The following is a 26,871-nucleotide window of genomic DNA, read 5'->3' as shown; positions in this document are numbered from 1 at the left end:
CTGCCAACGCCACATCCAGACGGTCCTTGGAAACATCGATGCCAACAATATTATCCATCTTATCCCATCCTTGCCTAATCGGGCTTCGCACACGCAAGCGGCCCCGGCGACTGTTCGGGTTCGATGAAAAGGCGGATGGAGACCCTGGCTCATTCACGGGATCAATGTCCCCAGGGGGGATCGGTCTTCCATCCACAACCGCACGAGCGACAATATCACAGTGCGACGAAATCAAGTTACAAGGGTGGACGCGTGGTTTGACTGCATTTTCACCCAGCGTTTTCGACCTTCATGGAACTGTTTCGCTGTCGGTATAGGCTTGCGTTCGTCATCTTCGGGTATAGAAGAGAAGAACGAGAAGCATGTTTTCTCACCATGATCATAGTGGCGGACGAGGGCGCTCCGGTGCCTGGCGGTCCGCTGTCCGCCGGCAACCGAATGAAGAAGAAGGTCCTCCCATGCGCACTCCCAAACCCGTTGTCCTGACTATTCTCGATGGCTGGGGGCTGAACGAGGATACATCCAGCAACGCGCCCGTTCTGGCGAATACGCCCACCATGGACCGGCTTTTCGCCACCTGCCCGAATGCGACGCTGACCACCTTCGGCCCGAATGTCGGGCTGCCCACCGGGCAGATGGGCAATTCCGAAGTCGGCCACACCAATATTGGCGCGGGCCGCATCGTTGCCATGGATCTCGGCCAGATCGATCTGGCTATCGAGGATGGCAGCTTCTTCCGCAATGCGGCGATGCTTGATCTCGCCGCCACGGTAAAGGCTGCGGGCGGCGTGGCGCATCTGATGTGCGTGGTTTCCGATGGCGGTGTCCATGGCCACATCCTTCACGGCCAGGCTGCGGTGAAGCTGATGATCAGCCAGGGGCTGAAGGTTGTGGTGCATGCCATCACCGATGGCCGCGATGTCGCGCCGCAATCGGCTGAAGATTTCGTGGCGGCGCTGGTGGCAAGCCTGCCGCAGGGGGCGAGCATCGGCACGGTGATCGGCCGTTATTATGCGATGGATCGCGACAATCGCTGGGAGCGTGTCGAGAAAGCCTATGACGCGATGGTTCTCGGCAAGGGAGAACATGCGCGGGATGCGGTGAGCGCTGTTGCCCAGAGCTACAAAAACAACATCACGGATGAGTTCATCCTGCCGACGGTGATCGATGGTTACGAAGGCTTCAAGGCTGGTGACGGCCTGTTCTGCCTGAATTTCCGCGCCGACCGTGCCCGTGAAATCCTGCTCGCCATTGGCGCGGATGATTTCGACGGTTTTGTGCGCGAAAAGCCCGTGCTTTCGGCGCTGCTGGGCATGGTGGAGTATTCGACGCGGCACAATGATTTCATGACGACGGCTTACCCGAAGCGCGATATCGTCAACACCCTCGGCGCCTGGGTTGCAAAGCAGGGGTTGACGCAGTTTCGCCTGGCTGAGACGGAAAAATACCCGCATGTCACCTTCTTCCTGAATGGCGGCAAGGAAGAGCCGGAAGTGGGCGAAGACCGCTTCATGCCGAAATCCCCGAAGGTCGCGACCTACGATCTGCAGCCGGAAATGAGCGCGGCGGAGGTCACGGAGAAATTCGTCGAGGTGATCGGCAAGGGCTATGACCTGATCGTCACCAACTACGCCAATCCTGACATGGTCGGCCATACAGGTGATCTGCAGGCGGCGATCAAGGCGTGCGAAGCCGTGGATCGCGGGCTTGATGCCGTCGTTGCTGCTCTCGAAAAGGTGGGCGGCGCGATGCTTGTCATTGCCGACCACGGCAATTGCGAAACCATGGTCGACCCCGTCACAGGCGGCCCGCATACGGCTCACACCACCAATCCGGTGCCGGTGATCCTGTTTGGCGGCCCGGAAGGCGCAAAGGTGCATGATGGCATTCTCGCCGATGTCGCGCCGACGCTGCTGCAACTGATGAACGTGCCGTTGCCCCCGGAAATGACGGGCAAGAGCCTGATCGATCTGTAATGGAGCGTGGTCGCGTGGGTGCTTTTTGCCCGCGCGACCCTCTGCTTTTCGTCTATCGTGAACGAGCGTTGGCGTTAGGGCTCTGTTGCGTAGAGCCGGTCGTGAACGATCATGCCGGCGATCATGGCGCAGACGAAGAGGATGACCGGCGCAAGCCCGAGGGCGAAAGCCGACAGTGCTGGGCCTGGGCAGAAGCCGGCAAGCCCCCAGCCCAGTCCGAAAATCGCCGAGCCTGTTATGAGCGGCCGGTCGATGCGGGTTTTCACGGGAAGGCTGAAATCTTCCGCGAGGAAGGGCCTGACACGCAAGCGGCTGAGCAGGACGCCCGGCACAGCCACCAGGACCGCGCCGCCGAGAACGAAGATCAGGCTTGGATCCCAATCGCTGCTCGCCACATCAAGGAAACCGGAAACGCGGGCCGGATCGATCATGCCTGACAGTGAGAGGCCGAAGCCGAACAGCGCGCCGGCGATGAGTGCCAGCGCAAGACGCGCCATGGCCGGATTTTTCATGACAGCGCTCCCACTATCGTCGCGGCACAAATGCCGGTGACAAGAAAGGTTGCGGTGGCGGCGATTGAGCGGCGGGAAAATCGCGCCAGCCCCATGATGCCGTGACCGGAGGTGCAGCCGGAGCCCATGCGTGCGCCGAATCCTACAAGCAGGCCGGCAATGACGACCAGCGGCCATGGCGTTGCCACGGTGACGGCGGGAAACCGGCCGAAGGCGGCGGCATAAAGATAAGGCCCGACCAGCAGGCCCAACAGGAAGGCCAGATCGGCAAAGCGCGGCTCCCTGCCGAGCGCCTTGCCCATGATGCCGCTGATACCGGCGATGCGGCCGTTGAAGACAAACAGCAGAATGCTGGCGAGACCCAGCAGCATGCCGCCGAAGAGAGAGGGCCAATAGGGTGTCACGGATTTTCCTCCGGCGCGCAGAAAATGGCGTAGAGAGCCTCTATCAGCCGCGCCGCCTTATCTTCCGCCAGCCGGTAGAAGATTTGTTTGGCTTCACGCCGTGTGTCGACGATACCCGCTTCCCGCAACACGCCGAGTTGCTGGGAGAGCGTCGGCTGGCGGATATCGAGCTTGGCTTCCAGCTCGCCGACGGAAAACTCCCCCTGCGCCAGCGTGCACGCCAGCATCAGCCGGGCAGGGTGAGCCAGCGTCTTTAAAAGTATCGCGACCTCAGTGGCGCGCTTTTCCATGGCGGGCAGGGGTATCTCGCCGATATGTTTTGGTTTTTCCAGCGGGATTTCCGTCACCATGTGCTGCCCTCCAGCACGTCGAGCGGAAATTTCAGATAGTGCTTGCCATTCGCCTCCGGCTCCGGCAGACGGCCGCCGCGAATATTGACCTGTAAGGCATGGAGAATGAGTTTCGGCATCGGCAAGGTGCGATCCCGCGCTTCCCTCAAACGAATGAAGTCCTCCTCCGTCATGCCGGCGAGATGCGGATTGTTGCGTTTCTGTTCACCGACGGTGCTTTCCCATTTCGGCGCGCGGCCGCCCGGCTGGTAATCATGGCCGGTGAAAAGCCGTGTATCGTCGGGAAGGGCGAGGATATCCTGAATCGATGCCCAGAGCTGTTTGGCGCTGCCGCCCGGAAAATCGGCGCGCGCCGTGCCGGAATCCGGCATGAACAGCGTATCGTGCACGAAGGCGGCGTTGCCCACCACATAGGTCACGGAAGCCAGCGTATGGCCGGGCGAAAACAGGACGCGGGCTTCCAGCGAACCGATGGTGAACCGGTCGCCGGCCGCAAACAGCCGGTCCCATTGCGAACCATCGGTCTTGAAATCGGGCCAGTTGTATTTCTCCTGCCAGAGCTTCTGCACGCCGGTGACTTTGGCGCCGATGGCCGTCTTTGCACCGGTCTTCTGCTTCAGATAATGAGCGGCGGAAAAATGGTCGGCATGCGGATGGGTATCGAGAATCCATTCCACCGAAAGCCCTTGGCTTTTCACATAGTCCAGAATGGTGTCGGCATTCATCGTTCCGGTCGCGCCGGATTTTTCATCGAAATCATAGACCGGATCGATGATGGCGCAGCCGCCGGTCGCGGGGTCGGAAACGACATATTGCACACTCCAGGTGCGCAGGTCGAAAAACGCCTTGACGTGCGGCACCGCTGCCGACTGGCGCTCCAGCCACCGCGTGGCGGCGGAAAGATCAAAACCATGCGTCTTGCCGAAATCCTCAATATCGCTCCGCTGAATACGCCCGTCGAGCGCTTCACCGAGAACATAAAGCGTCAATGCCCGGGTGCCACCCTTGCAATGGGCAAAAACCGGACCTTCGGCCTCGGCCATCTTCTGCTGAAAGGCGCGGATATCGGCTTCAGTGATGGTGGGGCCACTGACCGGGATGAAGCCGTAATCCATGCCGGCGGCACCGGCGGCGCTTTTTTCCTGCGCATTGCCCGGCTGACCGGGCTCCTCGCCATCGGGCCGGGCATTGATGATGCTTTTAAAGCCCTGGGTGGAGAGCGATGGGAAGTCGGCAATCATGGGCTGGCCCGCAACCGTCAGACGCTCGTTGATCCTTACGGCTTTCATCGCCTTCTCCTGTTCGCTAAATTAATATATATTATCATATAATGTATAATGTTTATTTGCAAGGGCTGAAAATTGCCACCATTCCGAAGACCTCCCATGATCCTTTCAAGAAGATTCGAGAGGGAATTCTAGAGACGGGATTTCTTCGTTTTGTGACGGAATAACGGAGATTGGCTGCATTCGGCGCGCAAAACGCCCTGTGCCGAGACTATTCCGGCACAAGGCGTTTTCTCTAAAAAGCAGATGCGAATTTCGGCTTGTTTCAGGTCGCGAGCCTGCGGCGCGTCGCCTTCCAGCCAAGACAGATCGCCGCCAGAAGCAGGACCGTCTGAGCCACGATAAATGGCGGCTCGTTGCCGTTCGGAGCCAGGTTGTTGAGGGTTTCTACCTTGAGAAAGGCTTGGACGATCAATACGAACATATTCAAATAAAGGCTGATCGTCGCGGTAATCGTATAGATGATGCGCGATCTGCCATTGAGACCGTACCCGTAAAGCGCAACGAGGGCGATGGCCAGAAAGGCGGTCGAGATGATGCCGACGCCAAGTGCGGGCGTGAAATTCCCGATGGGAAACAGAAAGCCCGTAAGCGTGGTGGCAAGCGTGGTGACGAGAAAAACCGCCGTCATGCGCGGCATCCACCGCCCCACCGCATAAGCGGGCAGGGCGATCAGTCCGGTGGCAATGCCGATGAAGCTTATGGCCACATGCAATGTCGTGAATTGGGGAATGGTCAGTCCAAGGATCATGATACGTCTCCCACTATTCGGTTTTGCCTGCACGATACCGGCTGGCGGCAAGTGCATGCGACAGATTGGGCCTCAACGCCGCGCGTGCTGCAAGGAAATTTTCAAGGTCGGCCGTATCCGGCAGGGAAGGAATGGTCAGCGCTTCACCGAGATCGAGACCGGCAAGGGCCGCATCCACCATGTCGTGCACATCCATGATCATGGCGGCCGGAATGGCGTCGAGCCGTTCCTCTTCCCATATCGCGGTGCGGGTGATGCCGGGCAGCACCGCCTGAACCCGTACACCGGACGGCGAAAGCTGCGCCTGCAGCGCTTCGGTGAAGGCGAGCACGAAAGCCTTCGTGGCCGGATAGACGGCGGTGAATGCCGCCGGCATCAGCGCCGTGACCGAAGACATGTTGATGATCGTACCTTTGCCTGCGGCGGAAAGGCGCGGCGCGATGGCTGCCGCGAGCCGGGTGACGGCAAGAATGTTGAGGTTGATCATCGTCGTAACATAGGCCGGGTCCAGCGCCGTGATGGCGCCTTCCCCGGCAATGCCCGCATTGTTGATGAGGCCGGTGATGCGCTGGTCTTCGCGCAGGCGGACCTCAACCTTTTCGAGGTCTTCTGCCCTGGAAAGATCGGCGCTGAGAACCTCGACGGCAATGCCGTGGTCCTTTTCCAGCTGCGCTGCCAGTTTCTTCAGCTTCTCGGCACGCCGCGCCACGAGGATGAGATCGTGGCCGCGTCTTGCGAGGCGTTCGGCATAAACGGCGCCGATACCATCGGATGCGCCGGTGATGAGAAAGGTATTCTGTGTCATGTCCGTGTCTCCGGTGTCTGGTGGTTTCAGGCGTTGATGAAGGCGAGGAGATCGGCGTTGAACCGGTCCTGATGGGTCTGAGTCAGGCCATGGTCGGCGCCCTCGTAGATTTTGAGGGCCGCATGTTTGACTATTCCGACCGTGGAAAGTGCTGAAGCGCCGACCGGCACGATCTGGTCGTCATCGCCATGCAGCACCAGCGTCGGTTTGTCGAAGGCCTTCAGGTCCTGATGGAAATCGCTTTCCGAGAAGGCGCGAATGCTGTCGAGCTGGCCCTTGAGGCCGCCCATCATGCCCTGCCGCCAGAATTCCTCACGAATGCCTTCCGAAATCACGGCGCCTTCGCGGTTGTAGCCGTAAAAGGGAATGGTCAGGTCCTTGAAGAACTGGCTGCGATTGTCGTAGGTGCCCTTGCGGATGCCATCGAAGACATCGATCGGCAGGCCGATGCTATTGCTTTCCGTCTTCAGCATCAGCGGCGGCACCGCCCCGATGAGGGCGATCTTCGCGACGCGGGCCGTGCCGTGGCGGCCGATATAACGTGCCACCTCGCCGCCGCCGGTGGAATGGCCGACCAGAATGATGTCGTGGAGATCAAGTTGTTCGATAAGTTCGGCGAGATCGTCGGCATATTGATCCATGGTATTGTTGTGCCAGACCTGATCCGAACGGCCGTGGCTGCGGCGGTCATGGGCTATGGTGCGGAAACCGTTATTGGCGAAGAATACCATCTGCGCATCCCAGGTATCTGCGCTGAGCGGCCAGCCATGGGAGAAGATGATGGGCTGGCCGTCTTTCGGACCCCAGTCCTTATAGAAGATGTGCGTTCCGTCTCTGGTGGTGATCGTTGTCATGGCTCTCTCTCTCCTGTTGCAGGCAGCTTGCTTGCGTCCCGTGGGAATAGAGATACTCTTGATGCAGCCGGGGCTGGATTGGCGCTTCTGACAGAAAGCGAGCCAAAACTGACAAAACAGGGGTAGGGGCATGGCGGGTGTAACAGGAAGCACGCTGGAAGTCGGTCTGGTCCTCTACCGGGACTGTCAGATCGCCATGGTACATGGCATCACCGATCTTTTCGCCATCGCATCGGTATTTTCACAGGATCGTGGCGGGCCGAAATTGCGGGTCAGTCACTGGAGTATGGGCGAGGGCGGTGGGTTTTCCCGCTGTCATGATACCGACCCAGGTCCCGGACATCCCGATATCTTCGTTGTACCCGGCCGTTTGACCGGGCCGGCCGAAATCGAAGAGGCAGAGCCTTACGCTCGCTGGCTGCTGGACCGGCACGCGCAAGGCGCGACGCTGGCGGCCAGTTGCGGCGGCTCCTTCATGATCGCCGCGACCGGGCTTCTGGCCGCTCGCCCGGCCACGACGCATTGGCTGTTTGCTGAACGGTTTCGTGAGCGTTTTCCCGATGTGCGGCTGGAAATAGACAAGATCGTCATCGAGGACGGCGATATCATCACCGCCGGCGGGCTGATGGCGTGGACCGATCTTGGCCTGCGCATCGTCGACCGGCTGCTCGGCCCTTCGGTCATGATCGAGACCGGAAAATTCCTGCTGATCGACCCTTCCGGGCGGGAACAGCGTCACTATAGCAGTTTCGCACCGAGGCTGACGCATGGTGACGAGCCGATCCTGAAGGTGCAGCACTGGCTGCAGGCCCGCGCCGGGCGGGCGACGAGCGTGACCGACATGGCCGGCCATGCCGGGCTGGAGGAGCGAACCTTCCTGCGTCGCTTCAAGGCGGCGACCGGCATGAAGCCCATCGAATATGTCCAGCATCTGCGGGTCGGCAAGGCGCGGGAATTGCTGGAATTCACCCGCCGTTCGGTCGATCAGATCGCGTGGTCGGTGGGTTATGAGGATGCCGCCGCCTTCCGCCGCGTGTTTCACCGCATTCTCGGGCTTTCGCCGGGTGAATATAGGAGCCGTTTTTCCAGCAACTCGGCCATGGTGGCCGCCTGAACCTCACCTTCGGCTCTACCGACGCTGGCGCCGGCCCTTGCAATGTGGCGGGTGTTTGCTAACATGCCAGACAGGTTTAAAACAGGTGGGCCGGAATGGACGTTGAGAGCAGCACCAAGCAAGTATCGCTTGCGGCGAAAATCAGTTCGGCCTTGCGGCGGGATCTGGCGGAAGGCGTGTTCCGCCCCGGTGACCGGCTTCCGAGCGAAAGCGAGTTAACGCGGGAATATTCCGTCAGCCGCACGGTCGTGCGTGAGGCCATCGCCATTCTTCGTGCCGATGGCCTGGTTGAAGCCCGCAAGGGGGCAGGCGTTTTTGCCGTTGAGGCAAAACCGGCCAAGGAAGTACCTTTCAACGATCTGGCGGTGGGGCGGATTTCCTCTGTCATCGAGCTCCTGGAATTGCGCACCGTGTTCGAGGTCGAATCCGCCGGTCTTGCGGCCTCGCGCCGTTCCGCCGTGCAGGTGGAAGCGATTGTCGATGCGCATCGGCGGGTGGGAGACTGTCTTGGCGCGGGTTTGCCGACACGCGACGCGGATTTCGAGTTCCATCTGGCGATTGCGCAGGCGACCCAGAACCGGCGGTTCCCCGAATTTCTCCAGCTCATCCGCTCCGGCATCATTCCCCGTGGCGAATTGCAGGGGGCGGCGCCGGGTTCCCGTCCCAAGGATTACAATCTGCATCTCCAGGAGGAGCATGCGAAGATCGTCGATGCCATCATTGAAGGGGACGCCGATGCTGCGCGCCAATATATGGCGGCGCATCTGCGCGGCAGCCTTGAGCGTTACAAGGTGCTTCTGCGTTCCCGCACCATAGCTGAGTGAGACGGAAACAGCAGGAACGGCAATGGCTTATGCGCTGGCCCGTCGGTAAAGGGCAAGGGAGGCGGCAAGCGTCAGCAGCGCACCGCCGCAGATGCGGTCGAGCCACAGGGCGCCGGACTTGCGCAACATCCTGACCGCCTGCGCGCCGAGCAACGCGTATCCGAACATGACGATGAAATCGATGCCGGCAAAGACCAGCGCAAGCACGGCATATTGCTGGATTTGCGGCGCGGCAGGATCGATGAATTGCGGCAGGAAGGCCGAAAAGAACAGATATCCCTTGGGGTTGGTCACGGCGACGAGAAAGCTTTTCAGAAAGATCGAGCGCGCCGATGCTGCCCCGTTTGCCTCCGTCGAACCAAGAGCGCCATCAAGCGTCCCTCTTGAGCGCAAAAGCATGATGCCGAGGAAAACCAGGTAACAAACACCCACCCATTTGACGACGCCGAACCAGAATTCCGAGGCGGCGAGGAGAGCCCCCAATCCCAGTGCAACGGCGCCGATCAGGACGAAATCCGAAAAGACAGCGCCGACCATACCGATCATGGCGCGACGCACGCCGAATTTCGAGCCATTGGCAAGCGCCAGCAAGACGGTTGAGCCGGGCGTCGCAATGCCGATGAAGGCGACCACGGCAAAGGCCAGAAGTGTCATGTCGATCATATTTTCCTCCCCCGAGGTGGCAGACATTGTCGGCGATATCGCCACAAGCTTCCATGTCCGCCTCTTGTTAAGCGGGAGAATACAGGCTTTTGCATTTGCGGCAATGCGGGCGATTTTTCTGTGAAACAAGGGTGCCGCAACCGCAGCTCGAAACAACGCGGTGCATACATTTCGCTGCTCTTGGCACTATCGATTTTGGCAGCACATGCTTGACAGCATTCAACACCTGTGACAACTTGTGAATAGTTGTCAGACAGGATTGTGCCTATCTCCTTGCGCGTTCGGTTTCTGGCAAGGGAGGAATCATGTCAAGAAGACGCCTTTCGCTGTATGGCCTCTCCGGCCAGATCGGAAGCATTGCGGTTACGCTGCTTGGATTGTTGCTGCTGACCTTTTTTATCGGCCGTCTGATGCCTGCCGATCCCGTGCGGGCGATCGTCGGTGAGGACGCGACGCGCGAAACCTATGAACAGGTTTACCATGCGCTCGGCTTCGACCGGCCGCTGTGGCAGCAGTTCATCTATTATCTCGGTGATGTCTTCACCGGCGATTTCGGAACCTCGATCCGCACCGGCCGCCCGGTGATCGAAGATATCATCCGGGTCATGCCGGCGACGATGGAACTTGCGACCTTCGCTATCCTGATCGGTGCCGGCCTCGGTATTCCCATGGGTGTTTATGCCGCCGTCAACAAAGACCGCTGGCAGGACCATCTGGTGCGCGTACTCAGCCTGTTCGGCCATTCCATGCCGATTTTCTGGACGGGTATGATCGCGCTGATCGTTTTTTACGCCCATCTTGGCCTTGTCGGCGGCGGCGGCCGCATGGACCAGTTCTATATCGGTCTGGTGGAGGAGCGGACGGGCTTCCTGCTGATAGACAGCCTGCTTGCCGGCGATATGGAAGTGTTCTGGTCGGCCATCAACCACCTCATCCTTCCCGCCGCCTTGCTCGGTTATTCCTCCTCGGCCTATATCACCCGGATGACGCGCAGCTTCATGCTGGATCAGCTGGGTCAGGAATATGTGACGACAGCCCGCGTCAAAGGCCTGTCGCAGCGGCAGACGGTGTGGCTGCATGCTTTCGGCAATATTCGCGTGCAGCTCGTCACCATCATCGCCCTTGCTTACGGCTCGCTGCTGGAAGGCGCGGTGCTCATTGAGACCGTCTTCGCCTGGCCGGGTTTCGGGCAATATCTCACCAGCAATCTTATCATCGGCGACATGAATGCCGTGATGACCTGCGTGCTTATCGTCGGCGTCATCTTCATCGGGCTTAATCTCCTGTCCGACATTCTCTACCGCTTTTTCGATCCGAGGACCCGCTGATGACGGCTCGTGCAGAAACCTCCTCTCGTCTTCCCGTGCCGTTAAACGCGCTGAAGAACATCATCCTCTTCCTGCTGAAAAGCCCGACATCGGCCTTCGGCCTGGCTGTCCTGCTGCTCCTCGTCATCGCCGCGATCTTCGCGCCCTGGCTCGCGACGCATGACCCTTACGCGCAGGATCTCGCCAACACGCTGCAGGCGCCGGGTAATGGCCATGTCTTCGGTACGGATGAGCTGGGACGCGATATTTACAGCCGTCTGCTCTGGGGTGCACGCATCACGCTCACCATCATCACGCTGGTGTCGATCATCGTCGGTCCGGTCGGCCTTCTGGTCGGCACGGCTTCCGGTTATCTCGGCGGCAAGTTCGATACGGTGATGATGCGCATCACGGATATTTTCCTGTCGTTCCCGAGCCTCATCCTGTCGCTTGCCTTCGTCGCGGCGCTTGGGCCGAGCCTCAACAATGCGATCATCGCCATTGCGCTCACCTCGTGGCCGCCGATCGCGCGTCTCGCCCGCGCCGAAGCCATGACCTTCCGCAAGGCGGATTACATTGCCGCCGCACGGCTTCAGGGTGCCTCGCCGTTGCGCATCATCGTCAAATCTATCATGCCCATGTGCCTGCCTTCGGTGCTGATCCGCCTGACGCTGAACATGGCGACCGTTATTCTGACTGCTGCCGGCCTCGGCTTTCTTGGTCTCGGCGCGCAGCCGCCACTGCCGGAGTGGGGGGCGATGATCGCCACCGGGCGGCGTTATATGCTGGACAGCTGGTGGCTGGTGACGTTCCCCGGTGTTGCGATCCTCTCCGTCAGCCTCGCCTTCAATCTTTTAGGCGACGGCCTGCGCGATGCGCTCGATCCGAAACAGATGAACCGGAGATAAGGCCATGGAAAAACCAATCCTTGACGTCGAAAATCTCCGCATTCGTTACGGCGGCTCGGCAACCGAGGCGGTGCGTGGCATCTCCTTTACGCTTGGCCGGGAACGGCTCGGCATCGTTGGCGAAAGCGGCTCTGGCAAATCCACCGTCGGCCGGGCTTTGCTGCGCCTTTTGCCATCGGCGACGATTACCGCTGACAAGCTCGATTTCGAAGGGATTGATCTTCTCGCGCTCAGTGAAAAAGAGATGCTGAAGGTGCGTGGCCGGCGCATGTCGATGATCCTTCAGGATCCGAAATTTTCCCTTAACCCTATTCGCCGGGTCGGTGATCAGGTGACGGAAACCTATCTGCGCCACTTTAAGGCGTCGAAATCGCAAGCCCGTGAAAAGACGTTGGCCATGCTCGATGCGGTGAAAATCCGCGATGCGGAGCGCGTCTATGAGCAATATCCGCATGAAATCTCCGGCGGCATGGGTCAGCGCGTGATGATCGCCATGATGCTGCTCGCCGATCCCGATCTCGTCATTGCCGACGAACCGACGTCGGCGCTTGACGTGACGGTGCGGCTGCAGGTGCTGAACATTCTCGATGGTCTAGTGCGAGACCGAGGCATCGGCCTCATCATGATCAGCCACGACCTCAATCTCGTGCGCAATTTCTGTGACCGGGTCCTCATCATGTATGCGGGCCGCGTGGTAGAAACGCTTGCCGCACGCGATCTCGATCAGGCGCAGCATCCCTATACGCGCGGCCTGTTGGCGGCGCAGCCGCGCATCGGCGGCTCGCGCGCACCGCTTGCGGTGCTGGACCGCCGTCCCGAATGGCTGGAGGAGAAAGTATAATGGCCGTTTCCGTTGAAACCCGCGATCTCTCCATCACCTTCGGCAGCGGCCATAAGGCGCTGAACGTGCTGCCTTCGGTATCCTTCCGCGTCGAGCCGGGCGAATGTTTCGGCCTTGTCGGCGAAAGTGGCTCCGGCAAATCCACCGTTCTGCGCTGCGTGTCCATGCTCAACGATTTCTGGACCGGCGACATCCTCATCGACGGCAGGTCGGTGCGTGACATGCCGCTGATCGAGCGGTGCCGCATGCTGCAGATGGTGTTTCAGGACCCCTACGGGTCACTGCATCCCCGCCAGTCTGTGCGCACCGTGCTTTCGGAATCGCTTGCGATCCACAAGCTCGGCGACCGTGAAGAGCGCATGCGCAAGGTCATCACCGATGTCGGCCTGCCCGTCTCCTTTCTCGACCGCTTTCCGCATCAACTTTCCGGCGGCCAGCGGCAGCGTGTGGCGATTGCCAGGGCGCTGATCCTCGAACCGTCTCTGCTCCTGCTTGATGAGCCGACCTCGGCTCTCGATGTCTCGGTGCAGGCGGAAATCCTCAACCTGTTGCAGCGGCTGCGGGAAGAGCGCGGCTTCACCTATATCATGGTCACCCACGATCTCGCCGTGGTCGACCACATGTGCGACCGGTTCGCGGTGATGCTGCGCGGTGAAATCACCGAAATCCTGCCGCGGGAGGCCATCGCCGGCAATGGCGCGACGCATGCCTATGCGCGCGAACTGATCGGTGCCTCTCTGGAATATGAAGGCGTTTGACGGCTTCCAAAACGTGACTGTCATCCTCCGGGGCGTCACGGATAACAACATCCTCCTTCCTTGCCCGGCCTCCCTGCCGGGCATTTTTTTGGAATGATGCCGAGCGTAGGTAGAAAAAGAAAAGGAGCGGGGTTAGCCGCGCCTCAGGGATTACAAATTCCACTACCAGATTCGCTTCCCCGCCGTCATCCTCGCCCTTGAGGCGAGGATCCATAAGCGGTTGAAGCCATGGATCCTCGGGTCAAGCCCGAGGATGACTGCGTACTGAATACATCACCGCTCCTTGCTCACCTCTTCAAACCGCGAAAGCCAGGGGCTGACGATCATGCCCTTGATGTCGCTACGGAAGGCGGCGGTGTCGATGACCTCGGAGAAGGGCTGAATGGACATGACGATTTCATCCATGTAGCCCTGCAAATCCTCATAAAGCTTCGTCTGTTTCGCCACGTCGCGCTCGACAAGCGCTTCTTCGATCATCTTGTTCAGCTTTTCATCGAAGAAGCTTGTCCGCCAGCTCTGATAGTTGGTCAGCTTGGCGTCGTCGGCATTGTTGGGATTATAGGCGATGGAGCGCAGGTTGTTGTCGGGATGTGGCTGTTGGCCGCCGCCGCCGCGGCCGAGCAGCAGTTCGAAATTCCGCTCGCGCATGGCGCCATAGATCTGGTCGCCGGAACCGCTGATCAGTTCGGCCTGAATACCGGCCTGCGCCAGCGTGTTCTGGATCGCCGTTGCCGCCTTCATGAAAGGATCTTCCGAGAGTACGCGCAGCGTCGTCTTGAACCCGTTGGGATAACCGGCCTCAGCCAGAAGCGCCTTGGCTTTTTCGATGTCGAGCTTGTAGCCCTGGTCCGGCAGCGCGCCCATCACACCGGTGCTGAGGGAGCGCTGATGCAGCTTGCCGTAATAGGGCATGACCGCCTTGTCGAGACCGTCGTAATCGATCAGGTAACGCAGGGCCTCGCGCACCTTCTTGTTGGCGAATTTCTCATCCTTCATCGAAACGCTGAGGTAATAAAAGCCGGAGCCGGGGGTGGATTCGATGGTGACGGCCTTGTCGGCCTCAAGCGATTTCAGGTCTGGGGCTTGCAGGGAATAGGCAACGTCGATATCGCCTTTTTCCAGCATCAGCCGCTGCGACTGCGATTCCGGCAGATGACGCATCAGGATGCGCTTCATCTTGGCCTTCTCACCCCAATAATCGTCGTTGCGGGTGAGGATGATATATTCGTTGGATTTCCATTGCGTCAGCTTGAAGGGGCCGGAGCCGGCGGAGTTCAGCGTCAGCCATGCGCCGCCCAGATCGCCGTCCTTTTCATTTTCAAGCGCGGTCTTGCTGTCGATGATCGAGCCGGGACCGTTCTGCGCAAGGATCATCAGAAGCAGGTTGGGGTCGTCGGGCTTCGGAATATTCAGCACGAAGGTCTGGTCGTTCTCGGCAACGAACAGCTTGTCGGCTTCCTCCAGCTTGAAACCACGGGTTTTCAGGAAGGAGGATTGCGCCAGGTTGCGGGCGAGCAGGCGTTTCAGGCTCCACGCCACGTCCTTTGCCGTCACGGCATTGCCGGAGGCGAATTTGGCATCGGCGCGCAGATGGAAGCGGATGGATTTCCGGTCTTCGGCAATTTCCCAACGTTCCGCGAGGCGGGGCTGCACGCTGCGATCTTCAGGCGAAAGCACGACCAGCGTGTCATAGACGTTGTTCAGAACCTGCACGGTCTCGCGGCCGGTGATGGCGGCGGGATCGAGGGTCAGGATATTGCTCATGGTTGTGGCAACGATGAGCTGGTCTTTAGGCGTTTCGGCGAAAACACTGAGCGGCATGGCGCCGATCAGCAATGCGCCAAGCGCTGCGGTTGCAAGAAAATGTTTCATTTTTCCTCCCAATATGGCCGGTTCATACGGCCTTTCCACGTTTTGATCCTCGCGCCCGGTTCCTCCTCGGGCGTCGCAGGATCAGCCAAGAATCTCTCTGACGGGTGCTGCGAGCGCCCGGCCGATTGCCGCCGTTGCCGGCGCGTCCAGATGCACGCCATCCACCGGTGAAGCGCTGGCAACCGATCCGGCATCAAAGAAGGCGTGCCCCAGTTCGGCAGCGAGTTTGTGGTAAAGCGGCGCAAGCCTAAGCGATTGGCCGATGTCCCGCCCGCCCGCGGGTTCTCCGCCGGGGCCTGCGACGCAGGGCGGCGGTGCGACGATCAGCAGTTTCGGCACCGCCTCGCGCGGCTTGTAGATAAAGGTCTCGACAATTTGGGCCAGCCGCCGCATGCCGGAAACTGCGGCTTCCGCCCGCCCGCCATGCACCGGCTTGATATCGTTGGTGCCCAGCATGATGATGACGAGATCAAGCGGCATGTGGCACGACAGCGCGACTTCAAGCGCCCGCGCGCCATTGCGGCAGGCGGGGCCGGCATGGTCATCGTAGCAGGTGGTGCGCCCGCCAAGTCCTTCCGGGTGAACCTTCGCCTTTCCGGCAAGCGCGGCCTCCAGAACCTCCGGCCAGCGGTGTTCGGCGGGGTGCCGCAGACCCGTTGCCGGGTCCGCGCCCCAGGTGAGGCTGTCTCCGAAGGCGAGCACCGTTTTCATCGCCCGTTACCTCACCCTGTTGTTGTCGATGAAGGTAAAATCGATGTCCTCGCCAAGGCCCGGTCGGTCAGGGACATGCACGAAGCCGTCGCGATCCATCGGGTCGGACAGCGATTTCAAATAATCGTGGCCGTCATCATATTCGAGGAAGGGGTGCAACAGGCCACGCTCATACCAGCGGCAATTCTTGGTGGCGGCAACAACGTGCAGGTTCATGGCCGTGTTGCCATGCACTTCGCATTCCATGCCGAAGGCCTCGGCCAGATGCATGGTCTTCAGCGCCGGAGTAATGCCACCGACATCGTTAACGCCGGTGCGCAGAATATCGCAGGCGCCGGCCTTGATCCATTCGGCGCGGTGCCAATGCTTGCCGGCCGCACTTTCCGGGCCGACGACCGGAATATCGAGATTGTCGGAAAGCCATTTATAGGAAGACAGCGACTGTTCATCCATCGGCTCCTCGATCCAATCGAAACCGAGTTTTTCGAGGCCACGCCCCAGCGCCAGCGCATCGGTGCGGGAGTACCAGTGGAAAGCGTCGATCATCAGGCGAATATCGGGGCCAACCGCCTCACGAACGGCGGTGCAGGCCTTAAGGTCCATCTTCACATCCGGCGCCCAGCTGACCGGCGGCATCCAGGTGTGCAGCTTGATGCCCTTGTAACCGCGCTTCACCAACGTTTCGGCAAAACGGCCGTAATCTTCCGGCGTCGCCAGCCCGCCTTCCAGCTCGTCACCACACATGATCGAGCCATAGGCCAGCACCTTGTCGCGATAACCGCCGATCAACTTGTATACAGGTTGGTTGAGCGAGCGGCCGGCAAGGTCCCACAATGCGCAATCCACCACCGCCAATGTGCGGTCCGTCAGCTGTGCGGCCGAACCGCGCTGCCAGTGGGCAAGATCCTGCCACAGCCGTTCGCGGTCGCGATGGTCCTCACCGATCAGGACTTTCTTGACGAATTTTTCGATGACATGCGGGCGAACGATCTCCGGCGCGGTGAAGGAGTGGCCTTCCTGCCCATCTTCCGTACGGATGGTCAGCATGGCCTGTTCCACCTGATGCGCCGGCCCCGGATGCGCGTGACCGGCGCTGTCCGAGTGGCGACGGGTCGTCGTGCGGAAAACACGGACCTCGACGTCGGTGATGATCATAATTCCTCCCTCATGCAGGTATCGCAGCGTTCATGATTGCCGCAATGTCATACATGTATGCGTTATTTGTCAACATGTATGATAATCTGTATTACATGTTTGAGGCGGAAATCAAGTTTTTTGTCGGGTAGCTCGTATCTGGCGCCGTAGGCCAGACCGGCTTTGTGGCTGTTCGGAGCTGCGAAGGGGACGGGGGAAGTGGAGAGCAGGACGCGGCAAGCTCTTCGCGAATAACCCATAATTTTAGTAGACTATTAAATCGCGCAACGATCTTTCAACAATGACCGGGACTATAAAAGACCATGCCGTGCAAGCCGCGCCCTTCATCGGGCATTCTGCTGGAGTATGCGCGGCACGGAAGAACGGCCGCAGCAGCGTCGCCTGAGCCCGTCTTCCGTCAACAACCATTCCCGGACGTTCACTATGCCTCTTTCCCGTATTTCCCATTTCGCCTTTCTGGTTCCCGGCAATTATCACGATGATGACCCTGCAAAGGGGCTGGAAGAAACCCTGCAGCTTTTCGAAGCCGGGGAGGCGCTGGGTTATCACAGCGCCTGGGTGCGTCAGCGCCATCTGGAACGGGGCGTTTCCTCGGCAGCCACTTTTCTTGCCGCTGCATCGCAGCGCACGAAGCGGATCGGGCTAGGCACCGCCGTCATTCAGCTGGGTTATGAAAATCCCTTCAGGCTGGCCGAGGATCTTGCCACGGTTGATGTCCTGTCACACGGACGGCTGAATGTTGGCGTTTCGGTGGGCGCGCCGCCCTTTGCGCATCTCATTTCGGACTATGTCGATATTGCTGCCGATGCGGATTACAGCCACGCCCGCGCGGAAAAGCTGGCGAAAGCTTTGAGATCGGAACCTTTGTCCAATGACACGGAGGCCGGCAATGCCGCTGGTGCGCAGGTGCCGCGCCTTCGGCCCTTCGCCAGGGGTTTGACCGACCGGCTGTGGTATGGCGGCGGATCGCAGAACTCCGCCCGTTGGGCCGGCAGGGCAGGGTTCAATCTTCTGACCGGTAATATCGTCAGCGGTGAAAACACCGATGATTTTCTGATCGCGCAGGCGGCTCTCGTCGCCCGCTTCCGGCAGGAATGGGCGCATGAGCGCCAGCCGCGTGTCGCGCTGGGACGGGTGATCCTGCCAACCGATAGCGCAAGCCCCGCGACACGCCGTCGTTATGCCGAATTCGCCGCTGAGCGTGACAAGCGCACACATACGCCGCATGGCGCGCGCCGCACGCTTTTCCTGCCCGACATCGTTGGCACCACTGAGGAGATTCTGGAGACGCTGTCGCGTGATCCCGTGCTGCCGCATGTCTCGGAATTCCGTCTGGAGTTGCCCTATGAGTTCCAGCCGGAAGATTATCGCCAGATCGTCACGGATTTCGCCTCCGTCGTGCCACAGCTTTCCGGCGGCCGGCCGGTTTTGAAGGTGGCGGGTCAATAATATGTCCCTGGCACCCGCCATTGCCGTCCGCGGGGCGGACGATGGGGGTGTGGCGCTTTAACCGCGCCACATCCTCGGTTTAATCGGGATAAGGCAGACCATAGCGGTCGCGGATCGTCGCACCGTCATATTCACGCGGATAAACACCGCGGTCCTGCAGCACCGGCACGACCTTTTCGACGAATTCGGCAATATCATCGGGCGCGCGCGGTGGCTGCAGGGTGTAGCCATCCACCGTGCCATCCTGCCAGAGGTCGATGATGCCATCCGCCACCTCTTCCGGCGTGCCAAGCAGCAGCCGGTGGTGCCCCTCGGAGCGGCGCACGGCCTCACGGGCGGTGAGCTTTTCATGGGTCAGCAGCTCGGAAAGGCCAAGCCCCATGCCAACAGCCCATTGCCGGTTCTGGTCGGGAATGAAGCGCTCGCCGTCGAGTTTTATATCCGGGTTGAAATCGCGCGGATCAATGCCGTTTTCCTTGGCGAAACGCGCCAGAAGCCCGTCTTCCGAGCCGGTCCCGCTGAAGAGTTCATGCTTGCGCAGCGCTTCCTCACGGGTCTCGCCGAGAATGACGACAAGGCCGGGAACGATGCGGATGCCGGCGGGATCGCGGCCGAAAGAGACAGCACGGTCACGCACCTTTTTGCCGAAGGCCTGACCCGCCGGGCGTGACAGGATGTTGCAATAGATGATCTCGCCATGGCGAGCCGCCAGATCGATGCCACCTTCGGAAGCGCCGGCCTGCGCGATGACGGGATGTCCCTGCGGCCCGCGTGGAACGTTGAGCGGCCCTTTTACGTGGAAATATTGCCCCTCGTGATCGATGGTTTCCGCCGTTGCGGCATCCCAGAAGCGATCTTCCGGCACGTCTCCCTCACGGCGCGGATCCCAGCTCGACCAGAGCTTTTTCGCGACATCGAGAAATTCGGTGGCCTTGGCATAACGTTCGCTGCGTGGTGGCAGCGGATCGTTGCCGAAATTGGCCGCGACATTGGGATTGAAGGAGGAGACGATGTTGACGATCAGCCGGCCGCCGGTGACCACGTCGATAGACTGCGTCCGTCTCGCAAAATTATAGGGTGAATTATAGGTGGAGGATATCGTCGCCACAAAACCGATATCCGGCACCTGCGCGGCAAGTGAGGTGGAGAGGATGAGCGGGTCGATGGTGTGAAATGGGCGGCTGGCCGGATCGGTCAGCAGCGCCGGGTGGTCGGAGAGGAAAACGGCGTCGAACCGGCCTTTGTGGGCCAGTTCCGTCAGCCGCCGGTAATAGCCGATATCATTGATATCGTGCCGGTCTCCGCTTCTGTATTTCCAGGCATTGGGAAGATATCCCGTTGTGTTGATGCCGACATTGAGATTGAGCCGGCGTTTGGTGTTGCTCATGCTTTTATTTTTCCGTCTGTATGGGATTCCAGCCTGTGGCGGGTGCAATTGTCCGAAAGCGTAACAGCCGCGATTGCGGTCGCGAGTTAAAAATCCTTGCTGCTGGGAGAAGAAAAACTTTCGAGCCATGGCTTTTCCGGCTCCCACGTGGATGCCGCTGATAGGAGTGGCTGCGTTGGGCGTTGTGTTCGGAAATAACGCCATTTTCGAAAGGATATTTCGTTCACCGTGCGAGGGCCTAGTGTTATGGAAACGAATTTCTTCAATCGCCTTCTAAATAGTACACTTTATCTATAGAAAATACCCTGCGGCGTGTAGCGTGCTGTCCAGATCGCAATTTCGAGGACGACCGCCATGGCTGATGCCGCCCTTCGCCGAGCAACCCAACCCGTGACCCTCTGGTACACCCGCTGCCCGGCACCAACGCCGCTTTCCATCGCGGTGCAGCTTGGCTGGATAGAGGAGCGTTTTGCCGGTCATGGCATCTCCGTTTCCTCCATTCGTGATGCGGCTGATCCAGCTATCAGGCAGAGCCATTTCGATCATCGGCTGGACTGGTCCTTCCGCCAGGGCGGCAACATCCCGCCAATCTGGGCGAAGGCGGGTGGCCGGCAGACGCGGCTGGTGGGGCTGACGAGAACCGATGAGTTTCAGGCGGTCATCGCGTTGCCCGCAAGCGGAATAAGCAGGGGCCGCGATTTGAAGGGGCGGCGCATCGGCCTGCCGAAACGTCCGAATGAAACCATCGATTTCCAGCGGGCCACGTCGCTGAAGGGCATCGTGTCGGCACTCACCGTTTCCGATCTCACCGTTGCCGATGTCGAACTTGTCGATCTGACAGCAAGAGAGCCGGTGCTGCTTGGTCCAACGGATGAGCGTTTCCATGGCCTGCGCCGGCGGCTTCCCTATGGCGAGGAAATTACAGCACTGCACCGCGGCCAGATCGATGCGTTTTTCGTCAAGGGCGCCGAAGGTGTCACCGTCGCCAATCTCATCGGTGCTCAGGTCGTCGTCTCGACCGGGTTTCATCCCGATCCGAAAATCCGCATCAACAATGGCACGCCACGTCCCTTGACGGTGGACGCTACCTTTGCCGATGAGCGGCCCGATCTGGTGGCGGAACTGGTGGCCACCGTTCAGCGGGTTGCCCAGTGGGCAAATGACAACCCGACGGAGGCCGTGCGTTTCATCGCCCGAGAGATCGGCGTCAGCGAAGAGGCGGTTCTGGCTGCCAATGGCGCGGATGTGCACCAAAATCTGCGGCTCGATCTCGATCCGGCGGAGCTGGATGCGTTGAGCCATTTCAAGGATTTCCTGCTGGAATGGAAATTTATCCCTGACGATTTCGATGTGCGGGACTGGGCCGATCCACGCGCTCTTTCTTCACTGCAAGAGACTGCACAACACAAAGCTGGAAAGTGAGGACGTCATGGCAGCCACCATTCTTGTAACGGGTGCAACCGGCAAGCTCGGCCAGCGTGTTGTCAGCCGTCTTCTGCAAAAACAGGAAAGAGTTCGCGTGCTGACCCGCAGGCGCGAGGATGCGCTGAAGCTCTGGAGTGACAGGGTCGAGATTGCGGAGGGGAATTTTTCTGATCCGGCCAGCCTGAAGGAGGCTTCACGCGGCATAAATGCCGTCTTTGTGCTTTCCCCCATCGGAGAAACGCTGGCTGTTGACCAGAAGGCGGTCATCGATGCGGCTCTCTCGGCCGGTGCTTTGCGGATCGTAAAAATATCCGGCTCCGACTGGACCATTAAAAATGCCGCCCGCTCCATCTCGGGTGCGGCCCATGCCGAGGTGGAGGCGTATCTCGCCAGAACCGGCATAGCACATACGGTGCTGCGGCCGAATGCATGGATGCAGGTGGCGCTGGAACCCGTTGTCGCCGCGTTGCGCAAGGGTGAGGATGTGCCCGCCCGGTTCGGCAATGCGGCCGTCTCCTTCATCGATGCCGATGATATCGCCGATGTGGCGGTTCACGCGCTGACTGCCGACGCAGCGCTTGCCGGCCCCCTGGTGCTGACCGGCGGCGAAGCCCTGACGGGGCTGGAGATCGCCCGCATCGCGGCCCGTATCCTGCATCGGTCGGTTGGTGTTTCGCATGATGCCGTGCTGGCCTTTCCACCGGATATTGGCGTGTTCGAACAGAAAGCGATCGGCGAATTCGGGCAACTCATCCGCGAAGGTCTGGCGGCATCCGTCACCGATACCATCGACCAGATCACCGGTCGTCAACCCCGCGGCGTGGAGAGCTACCTGCGCACCCGGTTGGCCGCAGCCAACCCGCAGGGTGATCATTCCGAGGGAGAAAAGACATGGCGCTGAGTGTTCCTTTGCCCGATGGTTCGGAGCTGAAAGGTCTTGAACTGAAAAGTCCTGCCGATTTTGACGACAGCCCGCTCAGCCGGGCGGTAAAACAGCCGCTGATGCTGGGCCTGTTCCTCAATCTGCAGGACATCAATTTCTCCAGCCTGCCGACCAGCAACAGCTGGACTTTCGATTATAACGTCGAACTGGTGAAGCGGGCGGAGGAACTTGGTTTCGAAATCGCCTTCAGCCGCACCCAATGGCTGCCCAAGGGCGGATATGACGGCGAATCCTCACTCGACAGCTTCATCGCGCTTGGCGCCATGGCGGCGGTGACGAAGAGCATTCTGCTGATCTCCACCATCCATGTGCTTTACGGGCCTCTGCATCCGCTGCATCTCGCCAAATATGGCGCGACGCTGGATCATATCGCCAAGGGGCGCTGGGGCATCAACATCGTCACCGGCCACCGCGCCATCGAGCACGAAATGTTCGGCTGGCAGCGGATCGACCATGACAAGCGTTATGATATGGCGGATGAATTGTTCGATGTGCTTCACCGCCTGTGGGGTGAGACAGAAAACTTCTCCTATGAAGGCAAGCTCAATCCCTGGGCAATCAACAATGGCTGGATCACGCCGAAACCGGCCTTCGGCCGCCCGCCGCTGGTGACGGCGACGGGTTCGCCTGCCGGTATCGATTTTGCCGCCCGCCATTCCGATCTGGTTTTCGTCACTTCGCCCGGCGGGGCGCATATAGACAGCGCGCTGGAAACGCTGCCCGATCATGTCGCCACGATCAAGAACCGTGCCAAAGCCTATGGCCGGCAGGTGAAGACGCTCATCAATCCGATCATTGTCAGTCGCGATACGGAAAAGGAGGCGATCGCTTATGCCGATGCCATCGAGGCTGGAAAACCGCAGGCCGGCACCCGTGCCTTCGCCACCAATAACTACGACAGCGACGCCCATGCCTGGCGCGGCCGCGGCGATGCGCGCCACAAGCAGGGCCGCAATCTCGGCGGCAATATTGAAATCATCGGTTCGCCCGAGCAGGTGGTCGAGCAGCTTGTCGGTCTGAAAAAGACTGGCATTGATGGGGTTCAGCTGAATTTCTACGATTTCCGTGAAGACCTTGATTACTTCGCCGAACGCATTCTGCCCTTGATGAAGGAGGCTGGCCTGAGGCTCTGACGCCTTTCCAGCCCTGATTTTCCAGTTCCGAAGCTAACCCTTCGCAATCGGTCGATTGCGAAAACGATTTTTTTTGCCCTGAGGAGATACCGTGAATATCGCCGTCGATCCCGTCAAAACATCAGCACCGAAAATTCTGGACCGGATTGGGACCTATGTTCCCGAACTCGTCTCCATCCGCCACGATCTGCATCAGCACCCTGAAATCGGTTTCGAGGAAGTGCGCACCTCAGGCATCGTTGCCGAAAAGCTCGGCTCCTGGGGCATCGAGGTGCATCGTGGTTATGGCAAGACCGGCGTGGTCGGTGTGTTGCGCGGCCGCCATGCGGGCAATCGCTCCATCGGGCTCAGGGCCGATATGGACGCCTTGCCGATGCCGGAGGAAACCGGACTGCCCTATTCGTCGGTCTATCCCGGCAAGTTCCACGGTTGCGGGCATGATGTGCACACTACCATCCTGCTCGGCACCGCGCGTTATCTGGCGGAAACCCGCGATTTCGCTGGCACGGTGGTGTTCATTTTCCAGCCGGCCGAAGAAGGTCTTGGCGGCGCGCGCGCCATGATTGCCGATGGGCTGTTCAAGGATTTTCCGATCGACGAGATTTACGGGCTGCATAATTCCACTCATGCCGCGCCCAATCATCTCAAGGTTTCGCCCGGCACCATTCTGGCAGGAGCGGATTTCTTCGATATCCGGCTGAAGGGCAGGGGCGCCCACGCCGCCCACCCCGATGTTTCGCGTGATCCGGTGCCGGCGACGGGCGAACTCATTCAGGCCTTGCAGACGATCGTTAGCCGCAACGTGTCGCCGACCGATCCCGCCGTGCTGTCGATCACGCGTATCGAGGCGGGGTCGGCGTATAATGTCATTCCCGAAACGGCCTCGATTGCCGGAACGGTGCGGGCTTTTTCCGACAGCGTGCGCGAAACCATCCGGGAGCGCATCCGCACGATTTCCAATCACCTTGCCGCGGCCCATGGCCTGACCGCCGAGGTGGATATTCGCGACATATTCTCGGTTCTCACCAATGACGATGCGTCTGTGGAGATCGTTGCTGGCGTGGCCCGCGAGGTTCTGGGAGACGAGCGCGTTTCCACTGAACCCGGCCGCTTCATGGGCAGCGAGGATTTCGCCGATCTCCTGAAACATGCGCCCGGCGCGTTTTTCACCCTTGGTCATTCCGGCACCGTGCCTGCCCACAATCCCGGTTTCATCGTCGATGACGCCATCTTGCCGGTTGGCGCCACGCTGTTTGCCCGGCTGGTGGAAACCCGGCTGAAACCTGCCTGAAAATTTGAAAACAAGTCTCTACGAGGAAACATCCATGAATATTACAAGACGTAAGACATTGCTTTTGAGTGCCGCGCTTGCCGGGGCCATGCTGTTGCCGTCCTTGCCTGCGCTGGCGGCGGAAACGCCGAAAAAGGGCGGGATCGTTACTCTTGCGGGTCTCGGCGAGCCGACGACGCTCGTGCCGCTTTCCGATTCCAATACGCGCACCCGCGCCATTTCCACGAAAATCCTTGAAGGGCTGGTGCGGTTCGACGGCGAGTTCAAACCGCATCCGGTTCTGGCGGAAAGCTGGGAAACGTCGGCAGACGGGCTGCGTCACACGTTCAAGCTGCGCAAGGGCGTCAAATGGCATGACGGCAAGGATTTCACCGCGCAGGATGTTAAATTTTCGCTGCTCGCCTTCAAGAAGGTCGGTCCGCGCGGGCGTATCACCTTTGCCAATATTGCCGATATCGAAACGCCCGATCCGCTGACGGCGGTGGTGGTGCTTTCCAAACCCGCACCCTACCTTCTGCGCGCGCTGACGGGCGGCGAAACGCCCATACTGCCGGCCCACGCCTATGCTTCGGAAAACTACAATGAAAGCCCGAACGGTAATGCGCCCATCGGCACCGGCCCCTTCGTGTTCGAGGAATGGAAACGCGGCAGCTATGTGAAGCTGAAGAAGAACCCGCATTACTGGCAGGCCGATCTGCCTTATCTCGATGGTTTCGTGGCACGCTTCGTTGCGGATGCGGCCTCCACCACCATTTCCGTGGAAACGGGGGAGGCGGATTACACCGCTGACGTTTCCTACAGCGATCTGGAGCGTCTGCGGCAAAATCCGAAGCTTGCGGTGGAGGTCTATACAGACTCCTATCTCAACAATGCCGCCATCTTCGAGTTCAATCTGGAAAACCCGATCCTCGCCAAAAAGGAAGTCCGCCACGCGCTGGCCCATGCCATCGACCGCGATTTCATCAATGACGCGATCTTCTTCGGCACGGCCAAACCGGCCGGGTCGAACATCCCGGCCGTCTTCACCGCCTATAATGATGAAAAGCCTTTTACCTATCCCTTCGATCTCGCCAAAGCGAACGAATTGCTGGACAAGGCCGGTTACCCGAGAGGTGCTGATGGCACCCGCTTCTCGCTGCGGCTTGCCTTCCTGCCATCCGACGTCTTCCGCAAAACAGCCGACTATCTGCGCTCTTCCTTCGGCAAACTCGGCGTGAAGGTAGACATCGTCGAAGGCGATCTCGCTACCTTCATCAAGCGCGTTTACACCGAGCGCGGTTTCGACCTGACGGTGAACGGCATCAGCCGGCTGTTCGATCCGACGGCGGGCGTGCAGCGTCTCTACTGGTCCGATGGCATCAAGAACCCGGCGCCTTACGTTAATGCCGCCCACTACAATAACCCCAAGGTGGATGATCTTTTCCGTGCGGCCGCCATCGAGGTGGATGAAACAAAACGGGCGGCGCAATTCCGCGACATCCAGAAAATCACCGGCGACGACCTGCCGAATTTCTCCATCGTCGCTTTGCCGACCGTCATTCTGCGCAATACCAGTCTGAAGTCGCTCGTCACGACTATCGACATTGCCTATGGGGATTTNCGATGGCATCAAGAACCCGGCGCCTTACGTTAATGCCGCCCACTACAATAACCCCAAGGTGGATGATCTTTTCCGTGCGGCCGCCATCGAGGTGGATGAAACAAAACGGGCGGCGCAATTCCGCGACATCCAGAAAATCACCGGCGACGACCTGCCGAATTTCTCCATCGTCGCTTTGCCGACCGTCATTCTGCGCAATACCAGTCTGAAGTCGCTCGTCACGACTATCGACATTGCCTATGGGGATTTGTCGACGGCCTGGAAAAGTGAGTAAGCGTTTTGAAATGTGAGTTCATCCCCACTCCGTCACCCCGGACTAGATCCGGGGTCCTGTGTATTGGAGTTATGGTATAAGGGTTGCGGGCGGAAGGCCGTCGGGGTCCTGGTCGATTGAGACCGTTTGCTGGCTTTGGCCTCCGCCCGCTCTTGATAATCCCAACCTGAACAGTTGACAGAGGCCGTGAGCGCGGACCTCGTAGCACAGGATGAGGCTTGCCATGGTACACCCTGTTTACATCGGATGCGACGTTGCAAAAGCACATCTCGATCTTT

General features: G+C 59.7%; 25 protein-coding genes. 13 read left to right on the top strand and 12 right to left on the bottom strand.

The features are described from left to right. The first annotated feature begins 458 nt into the window (after window positions 1-458). Window positions 459-1,976: a 2,3-bisphosphoglycerate-independent phosphoglycerate mutase gene (gene gpmI / locus O8B93_RS27165; RefSeq protein ID WP_269712999.1), complete on the top strand. Its 1,518-nt coding sequence runs from the start codon at window positions 459-461 to the stop codon at window positions 1,974-1,976. A 74-nt stretch (window positions 1,977-2,050) separates the two neighbouring features. Here the strand turns inward: gpmI and O8B93_RS27160 are convergent, their stop codons facing one another. The 7 genes from O8B93_RS27160 to O8B93_RS27130 form a co-directional block, all read right to left on the bottom strand. Further along, window positions 2,051-2,488, bottom strand: coding sequence for a YeeE/YedE family protein (locus O8B93_RS27160; RefSeq protein WP_269712998.1), 438 nt, complete (start codon window positions 2,486-2,488; stop codon window positions 2,051-2,053). Beyond that, complete coding sequence (locus O8B93_RS27155; RefSeq protein ID WP_269712997.1) at window positions 2,485-2,892, bottom strand: YeeE/YedE family protein; 408 nt, start codon at window positions 2,890-2,892, stop codon at window positions 2,485-2,487. Before O8B93_RS27155 ends, O8B93_RS27160 begins: the two co-directional genes overlap by 4 nt. Beyond that, a complete protein-coding gene (gene bigR / locus O8B93_RS27150) occupies window positions 2,889-3,242 on the bottom strand; it encodes a sulfite-sensing transcriptional repressor BigR (RefSeq protein WP_269712996.1) in 354 nt (117 codons plus the stop codon). The genes O8B93_RS27155 and bigR overlap by 4 nt, the downstream gene beginning before the upstream one ends. Continuing rightward, a complete protein-coding gene (blh, locus tag O8B93_RS27145; protein WP_269712995.1) occupies window positions 3,236-4,531 on the bottom strand; it encodes a bifunctional sulfur transferase/dioxygenase Blh in 1,296 nt (431 codons plus the stop codon). The genes bigR and blh overlap by 7 nt, the downstream gene beginning before the upstream one ends. Window positions 4,532-4,793: 262 nt before the next feature. Beyond that, the gene (locus O8B93_RS27140) at window positions 4,794-5,279 is read right to left on the bottom strand and encodes a hypothetical protein (protein ID WP_269712994.1); all 486 of its coding nucleotides are present in this window, start codon (window positions 5,277-5,279) and stop codon (window positions 4,794-4,796) included. Between the two features lie 13 nt (window positions 5,280-5,292). After that, window positions 5,293-6,084 carry an SDR family NAD(P)-dependent oxidoreductase gene (locus tag O8B93_RS27135; RefSeq protein WP_269712993.1) on the bottom strand — a complete coding sequence of 264 codons (792 nt, stop codon included), beginning with the start codon at window positions 6,082-6,084 and terminating at the stop codon, window positions 5,293-5,295. Between the two features lie 26 nt (window positions 6,085-6,110). Further along, window positions 6,111-6,938, bottom strand: coding sequence for an alpha/beta fold hydrolase (locus O8B93_RS27130; protein ID WP_269712992.1), 828 nt, complete (start codon window positions 6,936-6,938; stop codon window positions 6,111-6,113). 130 nt (window positions 6,939-7,068) lie between these two features. On the opposite strand from O8B93_RS27130, the gene O8B93_RS27125 reads away from it, so the two are divergent. After that, window positions 7,069-8,052, top strand: a complete 984-nt coding sequence (locus O8B93_RS27125; RefSeq protein WP_269712991.1) for a GlxA family transcriptional regulator — start codon at window positions 7,069-7,071, stop codon at window positions 8,050-8,052. A 95-nt stretch (window positions 8,053-8,147) separates the two neighbouring features. Beyond that, complete coding sequence (locus tag O8B93_RS27120; RefSeq protein ID WP_269712990.1) at window positions 8,148-8,876, top strand: FadR/GntR family transcriptional regulator; 729 nt, start codon at window positions 8,148-8,150, stop codon at window positions 8,874-8,876. Between the two features lie 27 nt (window positions 8,877-8,903). Here O8B93_RS27120 and O8B93_RS27115 read toward each other — a convergent pair whose 3' ends face one another. After that, window positions 8,904-9,539, bottom strand: coding sequence for a LysE family translocator (locus O8B93_RS27115; RefSeq protein WP_269712989.1), 636 nt, complete (start codon window positions 9,537-9,539; stop codon window positions 8,904-8,906). A gap of 305 nt (window positions 9,540-9,844) precedes the next feature. Here O8B93_RS27115 and O8B93_RS27110 point away from each other — a divergent pair, with 305 nt between their 5' ends. Genes O8B93_RS27110 through O8B93_RS27095 form a run of 4 tightly spaced genes read left to right on the top strand, consistent with a single transcriptional unit; the run spans window position 9,845 to window position 13,353 of the window. Further along, window positions 9,845-10,867, top strand: coding sequence for an ABC transporter permease (locus O8B93_RS27110; RefSeq protein WP_080829574.1), 1,023 nt, complete (start codon window positions 9,845-9,847; stop codon window positions 10,865-10,867). Then, window positions 10,867-11,754: an ABC transporter permease gene (locus O8B93_RS27105; RefSeq protein ID WP_269712988.1), complete on the top strand. Its 888-nt coding sequence runs from the start codon at window positions 10,867-10,869 to the stop codon at window positions 11,752-11,754. Before O8B93_RS27110 ends, O8B93_RS27105 begins: the two co-directional genes overlap by 1 nt. A gap of 4 nt (window positions 11,755-11,758) precedes the next feature. Next, window positions 11,759-12,595: an ABC transporter ATP-binding protein gene (locus O8B93_RS27100; RefSeq protein WP_269712987.1), complete on the top strand. Its 837-nt coding sequence runs from the start codon at window positions 11,759-11,761 to the stop codon at window positions 12,593-12,595. Further along, window positions 12,595-13,353, top strand: a complete 759-nt coding sequence (locus tag O8B93_RS27095; RefSeq protein WP_269712986.1) for an ABC transporter ATP-binding protein — start codon at window positions 12,595-12,597, stop codon at window positions 13,351-13,353. Before O8B93_RS27100 ends, O8B93_RS27095 begins: the two co-directional genes overlap by 1 nt. 273 nt (window positions 13,354-13,626) lie before the next feature. Here O8B93_RS27095 and O8B93_RS27090 read toward each other — a convergent pair whose 3' ends face one another. From O8B93_RS27090 to O8B93_RS27080, 3 genes are all read right to left on the bottom strand, one after another. Further along, on the bottom strand, window positions 13,627-15,225 hold the full coding sequence (locus O8B93_RS27090) for an ABC transporter substrate-binding protein (protein ID WP_174031353.1): 1,599 nt from the start codon (window positions 15,223-15,225) through the stop codon (window positions 13,627-13,629). A gap of 81 nt (window positions 15,226-15,306) precedes the next feature. Further along, the gene (locus O8B93_RS27085) at window positions 15,307-15,936 is read right to left on the bottom strand and encodes an SGNH/GDSL hydrolase family protein (protein ID WP_142841353.1); all 630 of its coding nucleotides are present in this window, start codon (window positions 15,934-15,936) and stop codon (window positions 15,307-15,309) included. A 6-nt stretch (window positions 15,937-15,942) separates the two neighbouring features. After that, the gene (locus O8B93_RS27080) at window positions 15,943-17,091 is read right to left on the bottom strand and encodes a mandelate racemase family protein (RefSeq protein ID WP_269712985.1); all 1,149 of its coding nucleotides are present in this window, start codon (window positions 17,089-17,091) and stop codon (window positions 15,943-15,945) included. A gap of 423 nt (window positions 17,092-17,514) precedes the next feature. Between O8B93_RS27080 and O8B93_RS27075 the strand changes: the two genes are divergently transcribed. Continuing rightward, on the top strand, window positions 17,515-18,540 hold the full coding sequence (locus O8B93_RS27075; protein WP_269712984.1) for an LLM class flavin-dependent oxidoreductase: 1,026 nt from the start codon (window positions 17,515-17,517) through the stop codon (window positions 18,538-18,540). 79 nt (window positions 18,541-18,619) lie between these two features. Here the strand turns inward: O8B93_RS27075 and O8B93_RS27070 are convergent, their stop codons facing one another. Then, the gene (locus O8B93_RS27070) at window positions 18,620-19,927 is read right to left on the bottom strand and encodes an NtaA/DmoA family FMN-dependent monooxygenase (RefSeq protein ID WP_142841347.1); all 1,308 of its coding nucleotides are present in this window, start codon (window positions 19,925-19,927) and stop codon (window positions 18,620-18,622) included. 354 nt (window positions 19,928-20,281) lie between these two features. Here O8B93_RS27070 and O8B93_RS27065 point away from each other — a divergent pair, with 354 nt between their 5' ends. The 5 genes from O8B93_RS27065 to O8B93_RS27045 all read left to right on the top strand — a co-directional run bounded on the left by O8B93_RS27065 (window position 20,282) and on the right by O8B93_RS27045 (window position 26,352). Continuing rightward, window positions 20,282-21,349 carry an ABC transporter substrate-binding protein gene (locus tag O8B93_RS27065; protein ID WP_269712983.1) on the top strand — a complete coding sequence of 356 codons (1,068 nt, stop codon included), beginning with the start codon at window positions 20,282-20,284 and terminating at the stop codon, window positions 21,347-21,349. A gap of 7 nt (window positions 21,350-21,356) precedes the next feature. After that, on the top strand, window positions 21,357-22,253 hold the full coding sequence (locus tag O8B93_RS27060) for an NmrA family NAD(P)-binding protein (protein WP_269712982.1): 897 nt from the start codon (window positions 21,357-21,359) through the stop codon (window positions 22,251-22,253). Further along, window positions 22,244-23,428: an LLM class flavin-dependent oxidoreductase gene (locus tag O8B93_RS27055; protein WP_269712981.1), complete on the top strand. Its 1,185-nt coding sequence runs from the start codon at window positions 22,244-22,246 to the stop codon at window positions 23,426-23,428. The genes O8B93_RS27060 and O8B93_RS27055 overlap by 10 nt, the downstream gene beginning before the upstream one ends. Window positions 23,429-23,519: 91 nt before the next feature. Beyond that, window positions 23,520-24,719: a M20 aminoacylase family protein gene (locus O8B93_RS27050; RefSeq protein ID WP_269712980.1), complete on the top strand. Its 1,200-nt coding sequence runs from the start codon at window positions 23,520-23,522 to the stop codon at window positions 24,717-24,719. A gap of 34 nt (window positions 24,720-24,753) precedes the next feature. Then, window positions 24,754-26,352 (top strand): ABC transporter substrate-binding protein, encoded by a 1,599-nt coding sequence (locus O8B93_RS27045; protein ID WP_269712979.1) that lies wholly within the window; start codon window positions 24,754-24,756, stop codon window positions 26,350-26,352. Window positions 26,353-26,871: the final 519 nt, after the last annotated feature.

This window comes from Martinezella rhizogenes (genome assembly GCF_027460065.1).
Classification (GTDB): Bacteria; Pseudomonadota; Alphaproteobacteria; order Rhizobiales; family Rhizobiaceae; genus Agrobacterium; species Agrobacterium rhizogenes_C.
This window is presented reverse-complemented; position numbering and strand designations above follow the sequence as displayed.

What these genes read in the sequence shown, in the direction of transcription:
- O8B93_RS27065 (WP_269712983.1), top strand. Translation starts at nt 20,282, where the DNA reads ATGGCTGATGCCGCCCTTCGCCGAGCAACCCAACCCGTGACCCTCTGG.
- O8B93_RS27085 (WP_142841353.1), bottom strand. Translation starts at nt 15,936, where the DNA reads ATGAAAACGGTGCTCGCCTTCGGAGACAGCCTCACCTGGGGCGCGGAC.
- O8B93_RS27115 (WP_269712989.1), bottom strand. Translation starts at nt 9,539, where the DNA reads ATGATCGACATGACACTTCTGGCCTTTGCCGTGGTCGCCTTCATCGGC.
- blh (WP_269712995.1), bottom strand. Translation starts at nt 4,531, where the DNA reads ATGAAAGCCGTAAGGATCAACGAGCGTCTGACGGTTGCGGGCCAGCCC.
- gpmI (WP_269712999.1), top strand. Translation starts at nt 459, where the DNA reads ATGCGCACTCCCAAACCCGTTGTCCTGACTATTCTCGATGGCTGGGGG.
- O8B93_RS27090 (WP_174031353.1), bottom strand. Translation starts at nt 15,225, where the DNA reads ATGAAACATTTTCTTGCAACCGCAGCGCTTGGCGCATTGCTGATCGGC.
- O8B93_RS27160 (WP_269712998.1), bottom strand. Translation starts at nt 2,488, where the DNA reads ATGAAAAATCCGGCCATGGCGCGTCTTGCGCTGGCACTCATCGCCGGC.
- O8B93_RS27135 (WP_269712993.1), bottom strand. Translation starts at nt 6,084, where the DNA reads ATGACACAGAATACCTTTCTCATCACCGGCGCATCCGATGGTATCGGC.
- O8B93_RS27120 (WP_269712990.1), top strand. Translation starts at nt 8,148, where the DNA reads ATGGACGTTGAGAGCAGCACCAAGCAAGTATCGCTTGCGGCGAAAATC.
- O8B93_RS27055 (WP_269712981.1), top strand. Translation starts at nt 22,244, where the DNA reads ATGGCGCTGAGTGTTCCTTTGCCCGATGGTTCGGAGCTGAAAGGTCTT.
- O8B93_RS27140 (WP_269712994.1), bottom strand. Translation starts at nt 5,279, where the DNA reads ATGATCCTTGGACTGACCATTCCCCAATTCACGACATTGCATGTGGCC.
- O8B93_RS27075 (WP_269712984.1), top strand. Translation starts at nt 17,515, where the DNA reads ATGCCTCTTTCCCGTATTTCCCATTTCGCCTTTCTGGTTCCCGGCAAT.
- O8B93_RS27060 (WP_269712982.1), top strand. Translation starts at nt 21,357, where the DNA reads ATGGCAGCCACCATTCTTGTAACGGGTGCAACCGGCAAGCTCGGCCAG.
- bigR (WP_269712996.1), bottom strand. Translation starts at nt 3,242, where the DNA reads ATGGTGACGGAAATCCCGCTGGAAAAACCAAAACATATCGGCGAGATA.
- O8B93_RS27125 (WP_269712991.1), top strand. Translation starts at nt 7,069, where the DNA reads ATGGCGGGTGTAACAGGAAGCACGCTGGAAGTCGGTCTGGTCCTCTAC.
- O8B93_RS27105 (WP_269712988.1), top strand. Translation starts at nt 10,867, where the DNA reads ATGACGGCTCGTGCAGAAACCTCCTCTCGTCTTCCCGTGCCGTTAAAC.
- O8B93_RS27110 (WP_080829574.1), top strand. Translation starts at nt 9,845, where the DNA reads ATGTCAAGAAGACGCCTTTCGCTGTATGGCCTCTCCGGCCAGATCGGA.
- O8B93_RS27100 (WP_269712987.1), top strand. Translation starts at nt 11,759, where the DNA reads ATGGAAAAACCAATCCTTGACGTCGAAAATCTCCGCATTCGTTACGGC.
- O8B93_RS27095 (WP_269712986.1), top strand. Translation starts at nt 12,595, where the DNA reads ATGGCCGTTTCCGTTGAAACCCGCGATCTCTCCATCACCTTCGGCAGC.
- O8B93_RS27070 (WP_142841347.1), bottom strand. Translation starts at nt 19,927, where the DNA reads ATGAGCAACACCAAACGCCGGCTCAATCTCAATGTCGGCATCAACACA.
- O8B93_RS27080 (WP_269712985.1), bottom strand. Translation starts at nt 17,091, where the DNA reads ATGATCATCACCGACGTCGAGGTCCGTGTTTTCCGCACGACGACCCGT.
- O8B93_RS27130 (WP_269712992.1), bottom strand. Translation starts at nt 6,938, where the DNA reads ATGACAACGATCACCACCAGAGACGGAACGCACATCTTCTATAAGGAC.